The 21,209-nt window shown below is 70.9% G+C and carries 17 protein-coding genes; 5 read left to right on the forward strand and 12 right to left on the reverse strand.

Features of this window, described 5'->3' with window-relative positions; translation table 11 throughout:
* Positions 1–125 precede the first annotated feature (125 nt).
* The 7 genes from TU31_RS10175 to TU31_RS39095 form a co-directional block, all read right to left on the reverse strand.
* Positions 126–1,580 (reverse strand): SulP family inorganic anion transporter, encoded by a 1,455-nt coding sequence (locus tag TU31_RS10175; RefSeq protein ID WP_042152443.1) that lies wholly within the window; start codon positions 1,578–1,580, stop codon positions 126–128.
* Positions 1,581–1,597: 17 nt separating this feature from the next.
* Positions 1,598–2,200, reverse strand: a complete 603-nt coding sequence (locus TU31_RS10180; RefSeq protein ID WP_042152446.1) for a carbonic anhydrase — start codon at positions 2,198–2,200, stop codon at positions 1,598–1,600.
* 92 nt (positions 2,201–2,292) lie between these two features.
* Positions 2,293–2,694, reverse strand: a complete 402-nt coding sequence (locus tag TU31_RS10185; protein WP_158894340.1) for a hypothetical protein — start codon at positions 2,692–2,694, stop codon at positions 2,293–2,295.
* Between the two features lie 162 nt (positions 2,695–2,856).
* On the reverse strand, positions 2,857–4,167 hold the full coding sequence (locus TU31_RS10190; RefSeq protein WP_042152449.1) for an MFS transporter: 1,311 nt from the start codon (positions 4,165–4,167) through the stop codon (positions 2,857–2,859).
* 35 nt (positions 4,168–4,202) lie between these two features.
* A complete protein-coding gene (locus tag TU31_RS10195) occupies positions 4,203–4,718 on the reverse strand; it encodes a glycine-rich domain-containing protein (RefSeq protein ID WP_042152451.1) in 516 nt (171 codons plus the stop codon).
* 52 nt (positions 4,719–4,770) lie between these two features.
* On the reverse strand, positions 4,771–6,009 hold the full coding sequence (locus TU31_RS10200; RefSeq protein WP_042152453.1) for a hypothetical protein: 1,239 nt from the start codon (positions 6,007–6,009) through the stop codon (positions 4,771–4,773).
* A 128-nt stretch (positions 6,010–6,137) separates the two neighbouring features.
* On the reverse strand, positions 6,138–6,293 hold the full coding sequence (locus TU31_RS39095; RefSeq protein WP_018091721.1) for a hypothetical protein: 156 nt from the start codon (positions 6,291–6,293) through the stop codon (positions 6,138–6,140).
* 367 nt (positions 6,294–6,660) lie between these two features.
* Between TU31_RS39095 and TU31_RS10205 the strand changes: the two genes are divergently transcribed.
* Entirely contained in the window at positions 6,661–8,355 is a 1,695-nt protein-coding gene (locus TU31_RS10205; protein ID WP_042152456.1) for an enoyl-CoA hydratase-related protein, read from the forward strand.
* 156 nt (positions 8,356–8,511) lie between these two features.
* Here the strand turns inward: TU31_RS10205 and TU31_RS10210 are convergent, their stop codons facing one another.
* Positions 8,512–9,045, reverse strand: a complete 534-nt coding sequence (locus tag TU31_RS10210) for a winged helix-turn-helix domain-containing protein (protein ID WP_245698483.1) — start codon at positions 9,043–9,045, stop codon at positions 8,512–8,514.
* 818 nt (positions 9,046–9,863) lie between these two features.
* Between TU31_RS10210 and TU31_RS10215 the strand changes: the two genes are divergently transcribed.
* From TU31_RS10215 to TU31_RS10225, 3 genes are all read left to right on the forward strand, one after another.
* Positions 9,864–10,820, forward strand: coding sequence for a hypothetical protein (locus tag TU31_RS10215; protein WP_181018580.1), 957 nt, complete (start codon positions 9,864–9,866; stop codon positions 10,818–10,820).
* Positions 10,821–11,032: 212 nt separating this feature from the next.
* On the forward strand, positions 11,033–12,484 hold the full coding sequence (locus tag TU31_RS10220) for an amino acid permease (RefSeq protein ID WP_042152459.1): 1,452 nt from the start codon (positions 11,033–11,035) through the stop codon (positions 12,482–12,484).
* 140 nt (positions 12,485–12,624) lie between these two features.
* The gene (locus TU31_RS10225; RefSeq protein WP_042152462.1) at positions 12,625–13,509 is read left to right on the forward strand and encodes a GNAT family N-acetyltransferase; all 885 of its coding nucleotides are present in this window, start codon (positions 12,625–12,627) and stop codon (positions 13,507–13,509) included.
* Positions 13,510–13,589: 80 nt separating this feature from the next.
* Here the strand turns inward: TU31_RS10225 and TU31_RS10230 are convergent, their stop codons facing one another.
* The 3 genes from TU31_RS10230 to TU31_RS10240 all read right to left on the reverse strand — a co-directional run bounded on the left by TU31_RS10230 (position 13,590) and on the right by TU31_RS10240 (position 17,305).
* Complete coding sequence (locus TU31_RS10230; RefSeq protein WP_042152465.1) at positions 13,590–14,096, reverse strand: DinB family protein; 507 nt, start codon at positions 14,094–14,096, stop codon at positions 13,590–13,592.
* Positions 14,097–14,580: 484 nt separating this feature from the next.
* Positions 14,581–14,772 carry a hypothetical protein gene (locus TU31_RS10235; protein WP_078885747.1) on the reverse strand — a complete coding sequence of 64 codons (192 nt, stop codon included), beginning with the start codon at positions 14,770–14,772 and terminating at the stop codon, positions 14,581–14,583.
* Positions 14,773–14,896: 124 nt separating this feature from the next.
* Positions 14,897–17,305 (reverse strand): SpoIIE family protein phosphatase, encoded by a 2,409-nt coding sequence (locus TU31_RS10240; protein WP_042152467.1) that lies wholly within the window; start codon positions 17,303–17,305, stop codon positions 14,897–14,899.
* A gap of 151 nt (positions 17,306–17,456) precedes the next feature.
* Between TU31_RS10240 and TU31_RS10245 the strand changes: the two genes are divergently transcribed.
* Complete coding sequence (locus tag TU31_RS10245; protein WP_042152469.1) at positions 17,457–18,236, forward strand: VOC family protein; 780 nt, start codon at positions 17,457–17,459, stop codon at positions 18,234–18,236.
* 60 nt (positions 18,237–18,296) lie between these two features.
* Here the strand turns inward: TU31_RS10245 and TU31_RS10250 are convergent, their stop codons facing one another.
* Entirely contained in the window at positions 18,297–21,086 is a 2,790-nt protein-coding gene (locus TU31_RS10250) for an ABC transporter substrate-binding protein (protein ID WP_042152471.1), read from the reverse strand.
* Positions 21,087–21,209 lie beyond the last annotated feature (123 nt).

The raw sequence follows: 21,209 nt of genomic DNA on the forward strand, positions 1-21,209 counted from the left end.
GGCGCCGGCCACCGGCGGCTGCCCCGGGACGCCTCATCGGCGGGTACGGGAACAGCCGGACCGGTGGCCGGCGCACGGGGTCAGGGCTGCCCGCCCGCCAGCCGGCGGCACGGGCAGACCGGTGGTCAGGACACCAGTTCCACCTCACGGGCGCTCCGACGGTGCTGCTCGGCCCAGTTCGTGAGCGCGGAGCCACAGGCGTGGTCGAGATGGCGCAGCCCGCTCAGGTCGAGCTCCACGTCCCGGTCCGCGGGCAGCGTCTCCAACTGGTCGAGGATCTTCGGCAGCCGCAGGAAGGTGGCGTTGCCGACGGCCCGCACCAGCACCGGCTCCGCGGTGTCGTCCGGCACGTCGATCTCCAGGTGGACATGGGAGGTCTCCCAGGCCGTCTTCGCGACGGCCATCAGCAGACCGATGAGCACGCCCTCGAACATATTGACCGTCACGATCGCGATCGCGGTGACCAGGAGCACCACGGCCTCGCCGCGGTGCTCGCGCCACAGCGGCCCCATTGCACGCACCGGGATGAGCTTGCAGCCCGCGTGCACCAGGACACCCGCCAGCGCGGCCACCGGAACGACACCCAGCGCGGCCGGGAACGCCGCGGCGAACACCAGCAGCCAGACACCGTGCAGCACCCGTGACGCCTTGGTTTTCGCGCCCGCCTGCACATTGGCGGCGCTACGGACGATGACGGCGGTCATCGGCAGGGCACCCAGGACACCGCAGACGGCGTTGCCCGCACCCTGGGCCATCAGCTCCTTGTCGTAGTCGGTCTTCGGCCCGTCGTGCAGCCGGTCGACCGCGGCGGCGCTGAAGAGGGACTCGGCGGACGCGATCAGCGCGAAGGCGAGGACCGTACCCAGCACACCGACGCTGCCGAGCCGGCCGAGGTCGTTGAGGCCGGGCGGCTGAATCGCGTCCAGCAGCCCGCTGACCTGGACCCGGGCGACGGGCATGTCCAGCGCCCACACCGCGGTGGTGGCGAGCGCCACCGCGGCCAGCGGCGCGGGGAGGACCCGTGCGGCCGGCCGCCAGCGCGGCCACAGCACCAGGACGGCGATGGTGCCGGCGCCGATGGCGAGCGCGGCCAGCGCGTCCTGCGACCCCGCGGTGGAGGTGACCAGGCCGGGGAACCCGCCGATGTTGGCGAGCCCGCTGCCCGGTGCCTTGGCGTCCGTGAGGGCGTAGAGCTGCCCGGCGATCAGGACCAGGCCGATACCGGCCAGCATGCCCTGGACCACGGCGACCGAGATCGCCCGGAACCAGCGCCCCAACTTCAGTGCACCCATGACCAGTTGAAGCAGACCGGCGGCCAGTACCAGCGCACCGAGCGTGCCGAGGCCGTACTCCTTGACGGCTTCGAAGACCAGCACCGTCAGACCGGCGGCGGGCCCGCTGACCTGGAGGCTGCTGCCGGGCAGCAGACCGGTGAGCAGGCCGCCGACGACACCGGTGACCAGGCCCAGTTCGGCCGGGACACCGGAGGCGACCGCCACCCCGACACACAGCGGGACGGCCACGAGAAAGACGACGAGGGAGGCGGTGAAGTCCGCCCGGAAGGAGGTGAATCGCTTCATGAGATCCGGCCCCGCCATCAGAGGGGGAGGAACAGGTCGGACGCCGGGTGGTGCGCCGCCACCATGCCGGTGTGCACTTCGTAGAACCAGCCGTGCAGATTCACCTCTCCGGCAGCCAGCCGCTCCTGTACACAGGGGTAGTCGCGCAGCCGGTTGACCTGCTGGCGTACATGCTGCTGGACCGCGGCGGCGACTGTCGGTTCCTCGTCGCTGGGCAGTTCGTCGGACAGCGCCTGCGCCAGCCAGTCCCGTACGGCCGGAGCGCCGGTCAGGTCCTCGCCGCGGGCCTTGGCACCGACCGCGCCGCAGTGCGAGTGGCCGCAGACCACGATGTCGGCCACGCGGAGCACGCGCATCGCGTACTCGATGGTCGCGGCCTCCGCGCAGGCCGCCATGTCGTCCTGGTATACGGGAACGGCGTTGCCGGCGGTCCGGAGCTCGAAGAGTTCACCGGGCCGTGCTCCGGTGATCAGGGACGGTACGACCCGGGAGTCGGAGCAGGTGATGAACAGGGCGAGGGGCGACTGACCGGCTGCGAGGCGGCCGTAAGTCTCTTGTTCGTCGCGGCCCTCGGCGATACGGGCCATCAGGCCCCGGGCATGCTGGATGAAGGTCTCCACGAGGAGGTCTCCTGCTGATGAGTGGTGCCACTGTGGGGGTGGTGGCGGGAAGGTACGAGGCGCGGCTGGTGGGGCAGGCCACCACGGCGCCCTCAGCAGCGGAAGACGCAGTGGAGAAGCGGGATTTCGACCGGTCTGGATGCGGCCTTGGTGGTGCTGCCGGCCTTGGGGTGGCCCGATGCCGGGAGGGTGTGCGGCGCCGCGATGCCGCTGAGCGGTGGCAGCGGACGGCCGGTGTGGTGCGGGACGCCGGCGGCGGTCCGGACGGTGCGCCGGGGCTGGCCGCGCTCGGCCGCGCGCTTGGACTTTTCCTCGGTGCTGTCGAAGCTCGGCTTGACGGCCGGCAGGGCGCTCGCGGACTTCTCGGCGTGCGGGCCGGAGAACGTGGCCCGGTCCATGTCGGGATCCGCCGCGCTGCCCAGCAGGAAGGTCAGGATCACCAGGACGGCGAGCAACGGCGTGCGGAACCGACGCAGCGCCGGTGTGCCCTGCATGCAGGTGTCCTTCCGCATCGTTGCCCCCCGTGGCTCGTTCACACGGTCCACCCTGCCCCTACAGTGCAGCATCAAGGTTTCCGGCGTGATAACGAGAAATGACGCCAAGTTTCAAGATGTCCCCAATTTCGATTCGGGCACATCTGTGTGACGAACGGGCGTTCATTCAGGTTCCGGCTCCGCGGGGGAAGTTGCCGGAGCGGGTTCGGTGTGCGAGGGCCGGCGGACCGCCCAGGCGACCATGGGTACGACCGCCAGCGCGAGCACCGCACCCGCCAGAGCCAGCGTCGGATAGCCGCCCAGGACGACGACCAGCCCCGAGGACATGCCCCCGGCCGCGCCCGCGAGAGCGATACCGACATCCACCAGGCCCTGGGCCGATGCGCGCCGGGCGGGCGGCAGCGCGTCGGTGACGATGGCGGTGCCGCTGACCAGCCCGAAGTTCCAGCCGAGGCCGAGCAGTACGAGTGCCGTGGCGAGCGCGGGCACGGAGTGCGGCGGGGCCACGGCGGCCAGGATCCCGGCGGCCGCCAGCGTCAGACCGGAGGCACCGGCGATCCACAGCCGGCCGACGCGGTCGACCAGCAGCCCGGTGAGCGGGGACGGCAGGAACATCGCCCCGACGTGCAGGGCGATGACCAGCCCGGCCGCCTGGGTGTCATGGCCGTGCGCCTGCATATGGACCGGTGTCATCGTCATGACCGCGATCATCACGAGCTGAGTGAGGATCATGACCGTGGTGCCGATGACCACCTCGCGCCGTCGCGGAGGGGCGTCGGGCTGGTCGCCGGTGTCCTCGGCGGTGCGCTCGCCGGTCTCCGTGGCCCGAGTCGCCGCCAGCTTCTCGGCCAGACGCAGCGGATCGGGGCGCAGCAGAGCGGCCAGGGCCACCGCCGCCGACCCGAACGCGGCGACGGCCAGCAGGAACGGCCCGGCGAGACGGGGGATGCCCCAGGAGTGCGCCACCTCTCCCGTCCAGGTCACCAGGTTGGGGCCGACCACCGCGCCGAGCGTGGTGGCGAACAGCACGGTGCTCACCGCCCGGCCTCGCCGCTCGGGCGAGGCCAGATCCGCCCCGGCGTAACGTGCCATCAGATTCGTTGCGGTGCCCGCCCCATAGACCAGCAGGGACGCGAACAGCAGCAGGGCACTGCCGAGGGCGGCCGCCACGACGACCCCGAGGCTGCCGAGCGCTCCGACGGCGTATCCGAGCGCCAGCCCGGGGCGGCGGCCGTATCGCCGGCAGATCTGGCCGATGCCGAGGGCGCCCAGCGCCGCCCCGGCGGTGAACAGCGCACTGGGCACGCCGGCCAGTCCGGTCGAGCCGAGCATCTCCTCGGCGAGCAGCGCCCCGACGGTGATGCCGGCGGCGAGGCCCGCGCCGCTGAGGATCTGCGAGAACACCAGGACGGACAGAATCCGCCGCTGTTCGGGTACCTCGTGGCCGGCTGTGACGTCGTTCCGGTCCCTCATGATTCCTTTCGGTTCCCGTGGGTGCGGGAGCGCCCTCAGGTGGTCGCCGCCATGGGTTCCAGCGCCGCGATGGCCGCGAGCGACAGGCCCATCTGCTCGTGGAGGAAGCGCACGATCGTCCAGTGCGGCAGTGCCCCCTCGTCGAACGGGCCGAACTCCTGGCAGTACAGCGGAATCCAGCGCAGGGCCTCTTCGAGGGCCTGCTCGCGGCCCGGCTCCTGCTGGTAGTCCTCGTAGGCGATGCTGCGGTGCTCGATGAAGAACTGCCCCGGCAGTCGTTCCTCACACAGCGCCCGGTATTCGCGGGTCTGAAGGATGAGGTAGTGCCAGATCTCGTCGATGTCCTGCTCGACCGGCAGGAAGAGACCGCCGAGCCGGTCGTGGTGCCGGGAGACGAGGTAGAGGTAGCGCAGACACTCGGTGACCTGGCGCTCCACGAACTCCCGTGGCGCGGCGGTCTTCTCGTCGAAATACGTCACCACTTCGGCGTGCAGCGCCGCACCGAGCAGTTCCTTCAGGTCATCGGCGGATATCCGCGGCTGGCTGGTCATGCTTCTCCTGTCCGAGTGGCGCGGTCGTCCGGGAACGCGGACGTCCGGTGGGTCAGCTGCCGGTCGTGAGCCAGGCGTACTTCCCTGACTTCCCGATGGGGAGGTGCGTACGGTGGGCGAGCCGGCAGCGCCGCCCGGTCAGTTCACCGATGCCCTGTTCCAGCGCCGAGGCCTGTGGGAGTTCGACGGGCGCGCCGTGGAATGTCGTGTACATCAGCTGTGCCTCGGCATCGCCGGTCAGCCGCAACTGGTACCCGAAGATGTCCGGGGAGGTCTCCGCGATGCACCGGTCGAGGTCGCCCTGGGCGACCGGGCCGTGCGGAGTGCTGAGCAATTCCTTTTCCCGGCCGCAGAATTGGGCGATCTTTCCGGCATCGGGCGAACCGTCCAGGGTTCGTACGCAGTCGCCCGAGCGGTAGCGGATCAGCGGCATATAGGGATTGCGCACGCTCGACACGATGAGCTGGTAGATGGTGCTTCCGGCGGCGACCGGCTGGAGCTCGACACTCATCTTGTCGAGATGTGGCCAGTAGGTGCCACGGCGGTCGCTGTAGTAGAGGTATCCGAGCTCGGTGCTGCCGAAGAGGTCGATGACGGGGCAGTCGAAGTGCTGGTGCAGAAAGCGCCGGACGTTCTCCGGGGTGTATTCGTAGGCGTGGATGATGCTCGCGGGCGGCGGGAAATCGTCCCACAGCCCCCATTCTCCGACCTTTCGCACCAGATGCGCCAGGTGATAGCCGGAGCAGTCGAGGTGGTACCAGCCGCGCGGGTGTGCCTGCCGGGCGGCCCGGATCTCCGCGAGCATCCGCACCACCTCGTCCCGCTCCCACAGGGCCGGGTCCAGCCGCAGGTTGACGTAGCAGGTCCGCTCGTCGAGCCGGCGGTCATCGAGGGCGGGGACCGGCTCCGGCGTGGTACCGCGCCGGGCGGCATTGACCCGGGCCACATGTTCCGTCGCCAGCACCGTGGTCAGGGACACCCGTCGGCAGCCGGCTTCCCAGGTCTCGGCGATGTCGGGGTGTTCGCTCCAGAGCTGGTAGTAGGAGCGCAGCAGGAAATACGGGGGCCGGATGATCTGCATCCGGGCGTGGTGGGTGCCGGTGGAGAGGACGAACTCCGCCTCGCCGGACTCCAGCGCCGCGGCCAGCCGGGGCGTCATCCAGTTGTCGGGAAAGCCGCGCGCGATCTCCGGCTTGTCGAGTATGGGGAAGTAGCCCTTCGCCAGCGACTCACGGTAGATCGGTATGTCGCGGATCTGCTCGATGACCTCGGCGGTCGGCTGACCATCCATGGAAATCCTCGTCGTTGCTCGGGAAGCGGTGCCACACGGGGAATTCAGGGCGCGAGGCCCGGGAGCGGGCGGCGGCAGGGATGCTCACCGCCACCGGCCCGCTCCCGGGCTTCTGGGTGGCGCGAGGGTCAGGAGATACAGCCGGCCTTGGGCGTGGCGCTGATGCAGCCCGCCTTCGGGGCGGCGCTGATGCAGCCGTTCTTCGCCGCCTGCTGTGCGGAGTTGGCGGCGAGCCAGTTCTGCCAGACGTTGTCCTGAGCCATCTTCTTGATGAGCTGCTCCATGGGAACCTCCGAGAGAGAGTGCGGAAGACGGACGGGGCACACGGCGCTGACCTGCGCTGATGCCGCGCAATGAAAGTAAAAGTATGACCAAGCAGATGTCAATTAAAGGCAATGTTCTGGGGTGCGGTTGTGTGGCCGGTGCGCCAACTTTGGCGGGATCCTGACGAGATGATCGCTAACGGAGCTCCTTGACGCTCCATCAGTTGACGGCGGCCCCGTGCCGGTGCCCCGGCGGTTCGGGCGCCGCATTGCGCCGCACGGCGGCCGTCGATCGGGTGACCCGTAGCGCGGCTCCGGAGCCCGGCGGCCACCGGTGCGGGACGATCCAGCCATCCGCCCATCGGTCCCAGCTCCAGGGGAGTCTGCTGTGCGCATTCTGCTCATCGCCGGCGCGTTCAACAGTCTGACGCAGCGCGTGTACGCCGAACTCGGTGACCACGGACACCAGGTGAGCGTGGAGCTGGTGACACGGGACACACCGCTTCCCGAGGTCGTACGGCGCCATGCGCCGGATCTGATCGTGGCACCGATGCTCAAGACGGCCATCCCCCGGGAGGTGTGGTCCGCCCATACCTGTCTGATCGTGCACCCCGGGCCGGTAGGCGACCGGGGCCCCTCCTCCCTGGACTGGGCGGTGCATCTGGGCGCGGACCGGTGGGGCGTCACGGTGCTCCAGGCCAACGACGAGATGGACGGCGGCGACATCTGGGCCGCGGCGCACTGCCCCGTCCCCGACGTGGGCAAGAGCGACCTCTACCGCAACGAGATCGCCGATGCCGCGGTCGAGGCCGTCCTGACGGCCGTCGCCCGTGTGGCGTCCGGCACCCACCGCCCGCAACCACAGGCCGAGCTGTCCGACGCCGCGAAATACGGCCGTCCCCGGCCCCCGTTCCGCCAGGACCTGCGCCGGATCGACTGGCGCTCCGACTCCACCGACACCGTCGTACGCAAGCTGCGCGCCGCCGACTCCCAGCCCGGCGTACGGGACGAACTGCTCGGCGACATCTGGCATTTGCACGGCGGCCACCCGGAGCACACCCTGACCGGCCCGCCGGGCGAGCTGCTCGCCACCCGAGGTGGCGCGATCTGCCGGGCGACGGCCGACGGCGCGGTATGGATTCCGGAACTGCGGCCGCCCCGCACGCCGGGGGAGCCCGGCACCCTCAAACTGCCCGCCACCCTGGCGCTGGGCGACCGCCTCCCGCCGCTCCCCGAGGTCCCCGCCCCGCTCGACCCCGGTGACGGCCCCCGGATCTGGAGCGACATCCGCTACCGCGAGGACGGTCCGGCCGGCTTCCTGGAGTTCTCCTTCCCCGGCGGTGCGATGAGCACCGACCACTGCCGGCGGCTGCTCGCCGCCTACCGCCACGCCTGCGCCCGGCCGACCTCCGTGCTGGTCCTCGGTGGCCGCCGGGACTTCTTCTCCAACGGCATCCATCTGCACGTCATCGAGGCCGCCGTCGACCCCGCCGAGGAGTCCTGGGCCAATATCAACGCCATGGACGATCTGGTGCACGCCGTCCTGACCACCACCGACCGGCTGGTGGTCGCCGCGCTCGGCGGCAATGCCGCGGCCGGCGGGGCGATGCTGGCCCTCGCCGCCGACGAGGTGTGGTGCCGCGCGGCCGTGGTACTCAACCCCCACTACCGGCTGATGGGGCTCTACGGCTCCGAATACTGGACCTATACCCTCCCCCGCCGGGCGGGTTCCGAGGTGGCCGGGCAGCTCACCGCACGCGCCCTGCCGATCACCGCCGCCACCGGGGCGCGGCTCGGCCTGGTGGACCGGATCCTCGACTGCCCCGCGCAGGACTTCGCCGCACAGACCGCGGTGCTCGCCGCCCGGCTGGCCTCGGCGCCGTCGACGCAGGCCCGTATCGCCGCGAAGAAGGCCGACCGGGAACGCGACGAGGCCCACCGGCCCCTCGCCGCCTATCGCGAGCTCGAACTGGCGCAGATGCACCGCATCTTCTTCGACCCGGACCAGCCGTACCACGCCCTGCGCCGGGCCTTCGTCCGCAAGGAACCCGCGGCGGCGACCCCCGCGCACCTGAAGGCTTGAGTGCCGTAGCCGGCGTCGTGCGCCCGCCAGGGATGACGGGACAGCCCCTGGGCACCGCACCTGCGCGGACCTGAGGACGCACGGCAGCGGGCCGGTGACCGATCGGCGTATGCCGGTCACCGGCCCGCTGCGTGAGTGTCGATCGCGGTTACCGGCCTACGCGACGGGCTGGTACTTGTATCCGATCCCGAAGACCGTGCTGATGGAGTCGCGCAGGCCGGGGCCCAGACGCCGGCGCAGCCGGGCGATGTGGACATCGACGGTGCGGTTGCTGGACTGGCAGCTGGGCCAGACGGCGGCCATCAGCTGCTCCCGGGTGAAGGCGCGCCGGGGATGCAGCACGAGATGGGCCAGCAGGTCGAATTCCAGGCGTGGCAGGTCGAGTTGGCGGCCCCTGACGAAGACGGTCCGGGCCGCGGTGTCGATCCGGACCGGCTCCGGACGCGGCCGGCCGGCCGGTGGTTCATCGGCCGGTTCCGCGCGCGGGGGCGCCAGGATGATGTGGACCTCGTCCGACGGCAGCCGGTGCACCGATACGGGTTCCAGGTCGTGCAGGGTCAGTTGCCACTTGCCGTCAGGGAGCCGGTCGACCGCCAGGGGTGGCCCTTCGCCGGGCCCGGCTGTGGGCGGCCGGCCGAAGTCGGCGTCCGGTCGCAGCGCAAGCGGGGTCGTCGAGGAGTTCATTAACATGATCTGGGCCCATTCCTCTTGCAAAGCAGGCGTGTACGGACAGACATGGCGGTGCTCGACGTGCACGGGCGCTGAGGCGCTGCCGCAGTGCTCGCGGCGCGGTCCGGTGTGCGGCGGGTGGCGACCCAGGCACTTGTGGTGCAGGTCCGCCCAGCGGGGTCGATCGCTCCGTTCGCGCCGCAAGAACGCTCGCGCCCATGCCCGTACGCAGCCATGACGTGGTGTGAAGTCACGGCCTCCGGTCCAGACGAACGCTACATGTGATCGCGCGCTTCCGGAAAGTAGCATCCGCTAATTCGGTTGCTCTTGAGCCGAATTTGTGATGCGCGGCCCCAACGCGGGTGGCGGGCCCGCGGGTTGGGGCCGGGGGTGCTCTTCCGTTCAACAAGTGCACGGTCCCCGGGGGGTGCGGACGGGTCCGGCCGGGGGCTCGCCTTCCGGTGCTTCGCGGTCTCCGCTCCCCGCTTCGGCTCGCACGAGGCCGTGGCCATGGAAGCAGGGGATACGGAGGGGTAATCGACAGCGATGTGCACTTGTGGAGGACCTGTAAACCTGTGAATATGCCAAATAAATGGCCGGTGGTGAACGTGCCGGCAAAGTGGAGGGCTTCCGAGGGTCGGCCGAGAAGTTGTTTCTTTTTCAATCTCATCGAGACTAAAAGGTGCGGAACCAGATATTCCAGACGGCTTGTTTTCGCAATGAGTTGAGGGTGAGTAGGGTGTGGCCGCTGTCACTTGACCGGTGGCAGGGGTCCAGCTGAATTCGGCGCAGCTGGAATGCCGTGTGGGGGAAGACGCCTTCGTGACCGGGAGGGGACCATGGCGGCCGGCTCATTCGAGGGGCAGTACGTGTGGAGTCCAGCGGCCGATGACCGGGCGCTGGCGCGCGCGTGTATGGACGTTCGGGCCGGTCGGTACTTGAGCGCGCACGAGGTCCTCCGGGAAGCCCGGGAGGATTTCGAGGTGCGGGCCCACCGGTCGCTGGTGCTGGCGTCCGTGGCGGCCGATTCGGACCTGGCCGAGCGCTGGCTGGCCGAAGAGCCGGGGCCGGACGCGGCGCTGCTCTGGGCCCGGGTGGCGATGCTCCGGGCCCTGCGCATGGCCGACGCCGGTGACCGGCGGCAGGGCGCCCTGGCACGGATAGCGCAGTCGGCGTGCGAGCGGGCCGCCAAGCTGCTCCCCGAGGACCCCACCCCGTGGGTGGCCCAGCTGGCACTGACGCGCCTCGACCGCCCCCAGGACCCGGCCCCGCAGGGGCTGCTGACCGCGCCGGCCGGCCCGTGGTACCTCCTCGCGCACATCCTCCGGCTCGACCCGTGGCACCGCGAGGCGCACCACCGCTTTCTGTCGTTCTTCTTCACCCGCTACGGCGGTTCGTCCAGCGCGAGCTGGGACGTGGCCGCGTTCCTGAGCCAACGGGCCCCGGCCACCTCACCGCTGCGGCTGCTGCCGCTGGTGGCGCTGGTCGAGGACTACAACCCGTCCGCGCTGCTCGCGGACCATGCATGGGAGCAACCCCAGTGGATCAGCGCCGCGTTGAGCATCTACCACCACTGGTTCCCGCGGGTGGCGGGTTACCGCTTCACCCCGGTGCTGGATCTGGCGTATCTGGCACATGCGCTGTTCATGGCGAAACATGAATTCGAGGCGCGGGAAGTCTTCACCGCCATGGGGCCCTATGCCTCGCGTATGCCCTGGAGTGCATTCGGCGACCCCGAGGAGCAATTGACGAAAGCCAGGCGCTCGTGCGGACTCCCCGTTCCGCACGGCGGCTGATTCGCTGGTGCGCATGGTGTGGCGTGGATTTCTGGCCGCAAGAGGCGCTCCGTTCTGCACCACCCGTTCGAACAATTCAGCCCGATCCATTCACCTCCCCGCTTCCCCCCAGAAAGGTTTCGGTTGTGTCCGAGCGTACGTCTCCACCTCGCTCGCAAAACCCCCACACGACAGATCCCGTCACCCTTGACGACGATGCCACGCTGCACGCCATGGGCTATCCGCGGAAACTCACCCGCAGATTCCGCGCGTTCGACAACTTCGCCATTTCCTTCACCATCATCAACATCATTTCCGGCATCTTCTCCTCCTTCGGGTTCGGGATGAACGCCGGCGGCCCGCGGATCCTGATCTTCGGCTGGATCGGCGTATCGATCATGGTGCTGTTCGTCGGTGCCGCGATGGGCGAGATCGCCTCCGCCTACCCGACCAGCGGCGCGCTCTACTTCTCGGCCGGCAAGCTGGCCAAGCGCCATCAGGGCGCCTGGTCCTGGTACACGGGCTGGCTGAACTTCGTCGGCCAGGTCGGCGGCACCGCCGCCACCAACTTCGCCGCCGCCACCTTCATCCAGGCGTTCATCACCATGCAGTGGCCGTCCTACGAGGCGACACCGCAGCAGACGGTCGGCATCACCGCGGCCATCCTTCTCCTCCAGGCGCTGGCCAACACGTATACGGTGCGCCTGGTCGCGGTGGTGAACCGGATTTCCGTGTGGTGGCTGCTGATCGGCATGGTGGTGATCGTCGGTGCGCTGACCCTGATTCCCGACCACCACCAGTCGCCCTCGTTCGCGCTGCACTTCGTCAACAACACCGGCTTCACACAAGCGATTTACGGCGGAATGCTGGGTCTGCTCGTCACCAGCTGGACCTTCACGGGATTCGACGGCAGTTTCCACATGTCCGAGGAAACGGTGAAGGCAACGGTCAACGCGCCCAAGGGCATCATGCGGGCGATCAGCTACTCCGCGATCACCGGACTGATCCTCATGCTCGCACTGGTGTATGCGATCCGTGACTACGGACATGCGGTGAGTGCCGAGGCGCCGCCGGTGCAGATTCTCATCGACGCGCTCGGCCAAAGCACCGCCAAGTTCCTGCTGTTGATCGTTATCGGCGCCATGCTGTTCTGCGGCCTCGCCAACATGACCAGCAATACCCGGCAGATCTTCGCCTTCTCCCGGGACGGCGCGATGCCCGGCTCCCGTTGGTGGCATTCGGTCTCCGCGCGCACCCGTACCCCCGTCAAGGCCGTCTGGCTCGCCGCGGCCTGCCCGCTGGTGCTGGTGCTGCCCGGCTGGTGGTCGCACACCGCCTTCACCGCGGTGGTGAGCGTCAATGTCGTCGGGCTGTTCCTCGCCTATGCCGTGCCCATCTTCCTGCGGCTGCGGCTCAACGACTTCCAGGCCGGGCCGTGGAACCTCGGGCGCTACGGTAAGCCCGTCGCGGCGATCGCGGTGACCTGGATCCTGATCAGCAATGTGCTGTTCATGCTGCCGCAGGCGTACCCCATCACCCCTGCCTCGTTCAACTATGCGCCGATCGCGCTGGCAGTGGTGCTGATCATCGCCACCGTGTGGTGGTTCGCCACCGCCCGGCAGCGCTTCCAGGGGCCGGTCAGCTACGGCCGCCCCGACGAGGTCGCCGCCATGGACCTGATCTGACGCCGGCCGCAGCGGCACACGGGTCCGGGCCCGCCGGAGGAGTTGCTCCGGCGGGCCCGCCCCGCCCACCACCCGGCACTGGCACCACACGCTTCCCGTTCACGGCCCCCTGACCCCACCAGAAGGGACGAACACCCGGCATGCCCACTCTCGGCAACACTCCGGATCCACAGCCCGTCACCGGCGAATTCACCGTCAGCACCGCCTCGTTGGACGACTGGCACGAGGTGGCCCAATGGGCCGCCGACGAAGAGTGGAACCCCGGACGCGGCGACACCGCCTGCTTCCACCCCCTCGACCCCGACGGCTTCTTCGTCGGACGCCGCGCCGGACGGACCGTCGCCGCGGTCTCCGTCGTCAACTACTCGGACGCCTACGCGTTCCTGGGCTACTACCTCGTCCACCCCGACCACCGCGGACAGGGCCTGGGCCTCGCCACCTGGCGGGCCGCCTTCCCGCACGCGGGTGCCCGGACCGTGGGTCTCGACGCGGTCCCCGCCCAGCAGGACACGTACCGCCGCGCCGGGTTCGCCCCCGCCCACGAGACCATTCGTTACGCCGGACGCCCCCTCGGCCCCGGCACTCCCACACCGGACGTCGTCCCCGTCACCCGGGCGCATCTCGACGCCGTCGCCGACTACGACCGGCGCTGCTTCCCCGCCGACCGCCGTGCCTTCGTCACCCGCTGGCTGACGGCCCCCGGCCACACCGCCCGTGCCTTTCTGCGCGACGGCGCGATCGCGGGCTACGGCGTGCTCCGCCCGGCCCACACGGGCCACCGCATCGGCCCGCTCTTCGCCGACACCACCGCGGCCGCCGAAGCGCTCTTCGACGCCCTCGCGGCGTCCGTCGACCCGGCCGACGAGATCTCTGTCGACGTCCCCGGCCCCCGGCACGCCGCGCACACCCTGGTCACCTCCCGCGGGCTGACCCCGCGGTCGCACACCGTGCGGATGTACACCGGCCCGGTGCCCCCGGCGGAGCAGGAACGCACCTTCGGCGTCACCAGTCTCGAACTCGGCTGAGGGACGGCGTCCGGCCAACCCGGCGACGGCCGTCACCGGCTCCCGCCCGGCAAGGACCGGGCGGGAGCGGTGTGGTCGGCTCAGGCGCCGACCGTGCCGTCGATGGCCTCGCGGAGGAAGTCCGCATGGCCGTTGTGGCGGGCGTACTCATGGATCAGGTGCAGCATCACCAGACGCAGGGAGACATGCTCGCCCCAGCGCGGCTGGTAGCCCGTCACGTCGAGCGAGGCGGCCTCCCGCTCGATGCGGCGGGCGTGCGCCACCTCCGTCCGCCAGGCGTCGAACGCCTCCGCGCCATCGGCCTTGCTCGCGTCGTACGCCGCCTGGAAGTCGCCCTCGGCCGACCAGACGAGCGGGATGTCCTCGCCGTTGATCACCCGGCGGAACCAGGTGCGTTCCACCTCGGCCATGTGCCGCACCAGCCCGAGCAGGGAGAGCGTGGAGGGCGGGCTCGACTGACGCCTGAGGTCCTCGTCGGACAGGCCCTCGGTCTTCATGGCGAGCGTGGCCCGGTGGAAGTCGAGACAAGAGCGCAGAGTCTCCCGCTCGCCGGCGCGCATGGGCGGGGTGATGCGTTCGGTGGTCACGGAGGGTTCCTTTCCGCGGCGAGCTCCCGGGCAGGGCTCGGCCGGTGTGGGGGCGAGGCGCTGAGCGGCGTCATGGCCAAGGGAGCCGCCTTCGGGCACAAGGGCCGGTGGAGAGCCGGCGGCCCGTGGCGGGGAAGCTCCCCCTGAGCTCTCCGGGGCGTGCCGGGAAGGCGGCGATCGAGGTGATCTTCCCGGGCGCAGCGGGCCGCCGCAAGGGGTTTTCACCGCGGTCGCGGGTGGCTGACGGCGGTGCCCGCGGGGCCCGCCCGGCATCGCGGCCGCCGGCCCCCTGACAGCAGGTCTACGCGGACGACCGCACCGGGTACCGGTGTTTCAACTCGGCCCGCCGGGCGGCCTGTTACGGCGCGGACGACGACAGCCGTACAGCCGCGGACGGCCGGGTCCGCGGCGGGCGCGCGCCGGCACACCACGCGCGGAACAGGCCGTCCTCCGTGCGCCCCGCCCGCCGCTCAGCCGGTGGTGCTCAGGGCAGGTAGCGCTCGATGGCGCCGGGCCCCTCCTCAGCGATCAGACGCCTGGCCCATTCCAGGCTCTCGGGGGTGGGTTCGCGCCCGGACGCCTTCACCAGGTCCTCCGGGTCATAGGGCCGCTCGCTACCGGTGTACAGCTGAGTCGGCCGCCGCTCGGCCGCCTGCTCCCTGCCATTGCTCGTCACAGGGTCCTCCTCTGTCCGCGCCCGCCGGGTCGCCGGGACCTCGCTTGGTTCCATCATGGGACCCGCTCCGAACACCCGCACGGTGTGCGCCGGGCCGGCCCCGGCCACCGCGCCCCCCGGCCGGTCACCTGGCCGGCCGCGGAGCCCCGGAATAACGCGGCGGAAACGCCTGCTCCGTCCAGATCGTCTTGCCGTACGGCGTGTAACGGGTACCCCAGCGCGGCACCAGCTGAGCGACGATGAAGAGCCCCCGCCCGCCCTCGTCGTCGCTGGCGCTGTGCCGGAGGTGGGGCGAGGTATGGGCGGTGTCGGACACCTCGGTCAGCAGGGTCCGGTCGCGCAGCAGCCGCAGATGCAGCGGCCCCGAGGCATGCCGTACGGCATTGGTGAACAGCTCGCTGACCACGAGTTCGGTCGCGTACGACAGCTCCGCGAGGCCCCACTCCCGCAGCTGCTCGGTGGCCAGCTCACGGGCCTTGCCCACCGCGGCCGGCTCCGCGGGCAGCTCCCAGGCCGCCACCTGCCGGGCATCCAGCTCGCGGGTGCGCACCAGCAGCAGCGCCGAGTCATCGGTGGCCGGACCGTCCGGCAGCAGCTCGGCCAGGGCGTGGTCACACAGGTCGTCCAGCGGACGGCGGTGCTCGCCCAGCACCCCGCCGAGGATCCGCAGCCCCTCGTCCACATCCCGGTTACGGGCCTCGACCAGCCCGTTCGTGAACAGGGCCAGCAGACTGCCGACCGGCAGTTCCAGCTCCAGGGACTCGAACGGCAGGCCCCCCAGGCCCAGGGGCGGGCCCGCCGGCAGATCCGGAAAGGAGACACCGCCCTCCGGGTCGACAACGGCCGGCGGCAGATGCCCGGCCCGCGCCATGGTGCACCGCCGCGACACCGGGTCGTAGACCGCGTAGAGGCAGGTCACGCCGGTCGCCACATCGTCCGTGCCGAGATCCGTGCCGACCGTCGCCGCCTGCTCCTCGGCGGTCTGTTCCACCAGGTCGTCCAGCCGGCCCAGCAGCTCGTCGGGAGCCAGGTCCAGCCGGGCCAGCGCGCGTACGGTCGTCCGCAGCCGCCCCATGGTCGCCGCGGCCTGGAGGCCGTGGCCCACCACGTCCCCGACGACCAGGCCCACCCGGGTACCCGACAGACCGATGACGTCGAACCAGTCGCCGCCCACCCCGGCCCGGTCGTCGCTGGGCAGATAGCGGTAGGCCAGATCGACCGCGGACGGGGACGCCAGATGCTGGGGCAGCAGATCGCGCTGGAGGGTCAGCGCGGCGGTGTGTTCCCGCGTGAAGCGGCGGGCGTTGTCCAGGCACACCGCCGTCCGGGTGACCAGCTCGTCGGCGAGTTCGATCTCCCCCCTGTCGAAGGGCGTCATCGGGGCACTCCGGCGGAAGGTGACCAGCCCCATGGGGGTGCCGCCGGCCCGCAGTGGCACGACGATGGTGTTCTCCTCGCGCACCATCCCGCCCGAGGAGAGGCTGCGGTACTGGAGCGAGCCGGGCGGGTACTCGACGCGGTGTGGGCTGTACGGGGCGCCGTCCGGCCCCTCCTCGGCGGAGCGGGTGGCGACCCGCACCAGCGTGGGCAGCGCACCGCCGGCCGGGTCGGGCTCGTCGCCGTTGAGTACGGACTGCATCAGATCGACGGTGACCGCGGTCGCGAACTCCGGCACCGCCACCTCGCTGATCTCCCGGGCGGTGGCGGTCATATCGAGGGTGGTGCCGATCCGGGCACCGGCCTCCACCAGCAGGTTCAGCCGGCGCTGCGCCTGGTAGCGGCCGGTGATGTCGAAGGCGTCCTCGCACACCCCGAGCACCTGCCCGTGGGTGTCCTGGAGCCGGTAGTAGGAGCAGGACCAGACGTGATCGGGCCCCGGGTCGGAGGGCTGCTGGCCGACGAAGTGCAGATCGAGGATCGGTTCGCCGGTGTCGATGACATGGTGCATCACCGCGTCGAGCGTGCGCGGATACCCCTCGGTCACGAACGTGCCGTCCGGATACAGCTCATCGGCGCGGGCACCGAGGAACTCCCGCAGCGGCAGCCCGACCTCCCGGATATAGGCGCTGTTCGCCCAGGTCAGCCGGAGATCGGTGTCATAGATGCCCAGGCCCACCGGGGACCGGGTGGCCAGCCCGTGCAGCATCGCCTGGCGGGCCTCCCACATCCGGTGGGCCTCCAGTTCGGCCGCCACCAGGACCCGGGCCGGCTGGGGGCCGGGGCCTGCGGACACCTTGGCGAGCGGGCAGAAGGCGGCCGCCATCCGCACCAGTCGGCCGTTCCGGTGCCGCACGGTGAGCTCCCGGCCGCCGCTCAGCGCGTCGTCCGGTGCGTCTTTGGTCCTGACAGCGGGCGGAACCAGCCGCTCCAGGGGCTGCCCGACGATCTCCTCCGGCAGATAGCCGAGGAGCCGCTGGGCCGCCGGGCTCCAGCCGATGATCAGGTCCTGGGCGTCCAGCACCGCGGTGGCCGCCCTGGCGACGTCGAGGGGACCACGGAAGTCGGCGCTCTCCGCCGCGTTCCATGCGTTCATGGCATCAGCCCAGCCCGGTTCGGTATCTACAGCATCGAGCCTGATCAAGACCGGCACAACTGCGCTGCCGCAGGGGGACGCGCCCTTGGTGCGGCCCCGCTCCGTCGCTGGCAGAGTGGGAAGGGGCGCTGAGCAACAGGAGGCAGATGTCATGTCGGCCCATGGCCCCGTCCCCGCGGTACGCGGCGCTCCGTGCTGGGTCAGCCTGATGGCCCGCGACCTGGAGGCCGCGCAGGAGTTCTACTCCGCGGTCCTGGGATGGCGGTTCCGCCCGGCCAGCCTCGGTGAGGAGTTCTGCATCGCGCTGGCCGGCGGCCAGCCGGTCGCCAGCATCGGGGCCCTTGCCCAGAGTTTCCAGGTCGCGGTGGCCTGGACCTCTTATTTCGCGGTGGAGAACGCCGACGAGACCGCCGACCGGATCCGCGAGCGCGGGGCGACCGTCGCCGTCGGCCCGCTCAAGCTCGGCCCCGGACGCGCCGCCCTCGCCGCCGACCCCGACGGTGCCACCTTCGGCTTCTGGGAGGGCCAGACCCTGGCCTGGTCGGTCGGACAGGGCAATGCTCCCGCCAGCCTCGAACTGCGCACCCGTGACGCCTTCGCGGCCGCCATCTTCTACGCCGAGGTCCTCGGCTGGGCCTCCGGGGAGCCGGGCGGCTGCGATGTGACCTACGAACACGACCAGGTGATCGTCAGCGACGGTACGCATGCCGTCGCCAGCCTGCGCGGCGGCGGCGTCGAGTCCGCCCCCGATCCGCGGGTGCGCCCCCGCTGGCACGTCCACTTCCCGGTCCGCGAGATCGAGAAGGTGACGGCCACCGCGGTGGCCGCCGGCGGAACCGTCACCCCCATCACCCCGACCGCGGACGGCGAGGGCCGCCAGGCCGTCATCCGCGACCCCGACGGCGGGCTGTTCACGGTCACCTCGACCTGACGCCGATGGCCGGACTCCGGGCTGTCACCGGTCCTGCCCCCGCCGCCGCGTCGCCTCCCGTCAGCGGTCTTTCTCCGCCTCCAGCGGCGGACACCACGACGACTGTTTCTGCCCGCCGACCCGGCCGCAGAAGCCCGCCTGGGTGGGCTTGCCCGCACCGTCGATGTGCTGCACGGACAGCAGTTTGTCCAACGGGACCTGGCGGTCCACATCGCCGCCGAAGCTGATGATGCCGCTCTCCCCGTCGAGCGCCTCGTCCCCGTGGACACCGCTGATCGCATGCCAGACGGCGGGCGGTGTCAACGGCATCTGCGCGGCGTCCTCGCGCAGTTGCTTGACCGCGTTGATGTACAGCTTGACGGCGTCGAAACCGAGCGCCGCATGGCCGTCCAGCGAGGAGCTCGCGACCTGGGCGCACTCCTCGGGGAACAGCCTGCTCAGCTCCGCGTACAGCTCGCTGGTGTCATCGCAGCGCGCCGAGCCCAGCGTGAAGTCCAGGAAGTCGTACGGAATCCCGGGGTAGTGCTGCCGGCGGTCCGCGTCGGCGGCCAGCCGGGCCACATCGTCGCCACCGAGGAGGGTGGGCGGATCCGAGTTGCAGGACTCGTTGATGCCGCCGAGCAGCGACTCGAAGTCCTCCGAGCGCCCCGCGAAGAACACCACCCCCGGGTAGGAGCAGCTCCGCTGGCCGACCGTCCCGGGGCCGGGGGCGTCGGACGAGGGGTCAGCGCCCGGCGGCGGGGGCGGGGTGAAGGAGGTCTTCTCGACCGTGAAACCGCGGGCCCGGAAGCGCTGGGCGACATCGTCGCTGAGGGTCCTGCTGTAGGTGTCGCTGGGATCGGCGGAGCTGATGATCCGCACCTGCTGGGCCGGCTTCTTCCTGTCGTGGCCCACGACATGATCGGCGTAGGCCGCGGCGACATCCGCCTCCCTGGTGTTCTGCGGCGACACCTGGAAATACATGGGCGACTGCCGCACGAGCGAGTCCGCGGACAGCGTGGTGGCCACCATGGGCAGCCCCACCGCGGTCAGCTTCCGGATCGTCCGGTTGGTGGCCTCCCGGCTCTGGTCGAGTCCGGTGACCCCGACGAGCGAGGGATCCTGCTGCCGGAGCCCCTCCAGGATCTCCACCACCCGTGTGCCGAAGCGCATCCCCGATCCGGCGTTGGCCGGGAAGATCCGCAGAATCGGCTCCGCTGCGCCGGTGCTGCGCAGCTGCCGGGACTGGGCGCTCGCCGCGCCCTGGAGCGCCTCGCGCCCGTAGGCGAGCTGTCCGGTGGACTTCCCCGAGACGCTGAGCAGCGCCGACAGATGGACGAGGGTGACGAACGGGCGTTCCGGCGCCGCGCGATGCGCCTCCTCGGCACGGGCGTTCTGGGTGTGGATGGTGCGGAGGGTCTTGTTGAGCAGCGGGTCGGGGGAGTGGAAGGTGAAGCCGTTCCGTGCCACCCCGATGCACTCGCCGGTCTCCGCGGTGCGCAGGGTCTCGGCGTCGCCCTCGAAACGGTGCAGACCGCAGTGTGCCCGCCGGTAGTTGCTCTCCCGGCTCAGCACCAGCCCGCCCGCTCCCAGCAGTGCGACGAGGACACCGCACGCCGCCACCACCGACACCACCCGGCGGGCCCACAGCGGCGGTTCGGGAATCCGCAGCCGGGCGTCCTGGGCGACCTCCAGCCGCCGCGTCAGCTCATATCCCTGGTCGGACGGCGGCAGCAGCCGCGGAACGGTGACCGGCAGATACCAGGGCGCGCGGTTACGGGCCCGGCCCTGGTGCAGAAAGGTGTCCCGCCAGCCGCCGTAGAGCCGGTCGGCGAGCTCCCACAGCGAGCTGTGCCCCCAGTCCGCACGGATCCCGGTGCCTTCGGCGGGCGGCTCGGCGCCGCAGCTGATGACCAGCAGCGGATCGAAGGCGCCCGTCTCGTTGCGTACGTCGATGATGGTCTGCAACAGCGGATAGCCGCAGTTGTCGGCGTTCGCCCCGTCGAGCAGCGCCACACAGTACGCGGTGCGCCGGGCCGTACGGGGCCGCCAGATGCGGCGGCGGAACGCGACCCGCAGATCCTCCAGAAAGGCGTTCACCATCAACTTGCGTAATTGTTCCGGGTCTTCGACCTGGTGATGCGGTGCGGTCAGCCGCTCGGCGAACCCGATGAAGGTGCCCGGGTCGCGCGGTGCCAGATAGGGCTGATTGAGCAGCCAGCGGTACTCCCGGCCCAGCCCGCGGCGCACCCGGAACCAGGCGAGCGGGAAGACATGGACCGCGAACAGCCATACCCACCACGGCACGGTGCCGTCGACCGCGAGCTCGGTCTCCGGGGAGCGCAGCAGCCCGAAGAGCCGGCGGCGCCGGAACTCCCGCTCGCGCAGGCCCTGAAGCAGGGTGTGGTCGTTGCCCTCCACACCGCCCGAGTACGGCGCGGCGCCGGTTGCCCCGGCCTGCGTCAGCCAGTTGACCAGGCCGAACCTGCGGAAGCGGACTCGTCCGTCGCTGCCGTGGACGCTGCGGGCGAAGCCCTGCGCCAGCCGCTCCAGCGTGCGGCGCACCGCCTCGACGGATTCCGGGGGCGGGGGCGGTGCGCCGTCCTGGAGGTCGTGCAGACAGTGCGGTACCCGCCGGGGGTCGGCGTGGCTGAGGAAGTAGCTGATGCCCTTGGCGAGTTGGGTGTGGTCCGCCCCGCTCACGAGACAGAGCACCGGCAGGCCTTCACGTCCCTGGGCCACTCCGCGGTGCCGCACCGGCTCCGGACACTCCCGGCGCCGTGGCCTGCGCACCAGATCGGCTATCAGACGCAGGAGATGCCCGGCTCCGCGGAAGACGGGGATATTGGAATCGAGTTCGTTCGACGCCATGACGCCCCTGAGGAAGGGTCGGAGTAGGGCCGGTATTCTGACACCGCTCCGCGGGCGGTCGCTATGGTTCCGCCACACTCAGGGCCCGTAACGCTCACCGGCCCCGCCTCCTTCGTCGTGAAG

Origin of the sequence: Streptomyces lydicamycinicus (assembly GCF_000829715.2) — a bacterium.
Lineage (GTDB): Bacteria > Actinomycetota > Actinomycetes > Streptomycetales > Streptomycetaceae > Streptomyces > Streptomyces lydicamycinicus.

Excerpts from the sequence above, each read along its gene's own strand:
- TU31_RS10175 (WP_042152443.1), bottom strand. The coding sequence starts at position 1,580 with ATGAAGCGATTCACCTCCTTCCGGGCGGACTTCACCGCCTCCCTCGTC.
- TU31_RS10185 (WP_158894340.1), bottom strand. The coding sequence starts at position 2,694 with ATGCAGGGCACACCGGCGCTGCGTCGGTTCCGCACGCCGTTGCTCGCC.
- TU31_RS10190 (WP_042152449.1), bottom strand. The coding sequence starts at position 4,167 with ATGAGGGACCGGAACGACGTCACAGCCGGCCACGAGGTACCCGAACAG.
- TU31_RS10195 (WP_042152451.1), bottom strand. The coding sequence starts at position 4,718 with ATGACCAGCCAGCCGCGGATATCCGCCGATGACCTGAAGGAACTGCTC.
- TU31_RS10200 (WP_042152453.1), bottom strand. The coding sequence starts at position 6,009 with ATGGATGGTCAGCCGACCGCCGAGGTCATCGAGCAGATCCGCGACATA.
- TU31_RS39095 (WP_018091721.1), bottom strand. The coding sequence starts at position 6,293 with ATGGAGCAGCTCATCAAGAAGATGGCTCAGGACAACGTCTGGCAGAAC.
- TU31_RS10210 (WP_245698483.1), bottom strand. The coding sequence starts at position 9,045 with ATGTTAATGAACTCCTCGACGACCCCGCTTGCGCTGCGACCGGACGCC.
- TU31_RS10215 (WP_181018580.1), top strand. The coding sequence starts at position 9,864 with ATGGCGGCCGGCTCATTCGAGGGGCAGTACGTGTGGAGTCCAGCGGCC.
- TU31_RS10220 (WP_042152459.1), top strand. The coding sequence starts at position 11,033 with ATGGGCTATCCGCGGAAACTCACCCGCAGATTCCGCGCGTTCGACAAC.
- TU31_RS10225 (WP_042152462.1), top strand. The coding sequence starts at position 12,625 with ATGCCCACTCTCGGCAACACTCCGGATCCACAGCCCGTCACCGGCGAA.
- TU31_RS10240 (WP_042152467.1), bottom strand. The coding sequence starts at position 17,305 with ATGAACGCATGGAACGCGGCGGAGAGCGCCGACTTCCGTGGTCCCCTC.
- TU31_RS10245 (WP_042152469.1), top strand. The coding sequence starts at position 17,457 with ATGTCGGCCCATGGCCCCGTCCCCGCGGTACGCGGCGCTCCGTGCTGG.
- TU31_RS10250 (WP_042152471.1), bottom strand. The coding sequence starts at position 21,086 with ATGGCGTCGAACGAACTCGATTCCAATATCCCCGTCTTCCGCGGAGCC.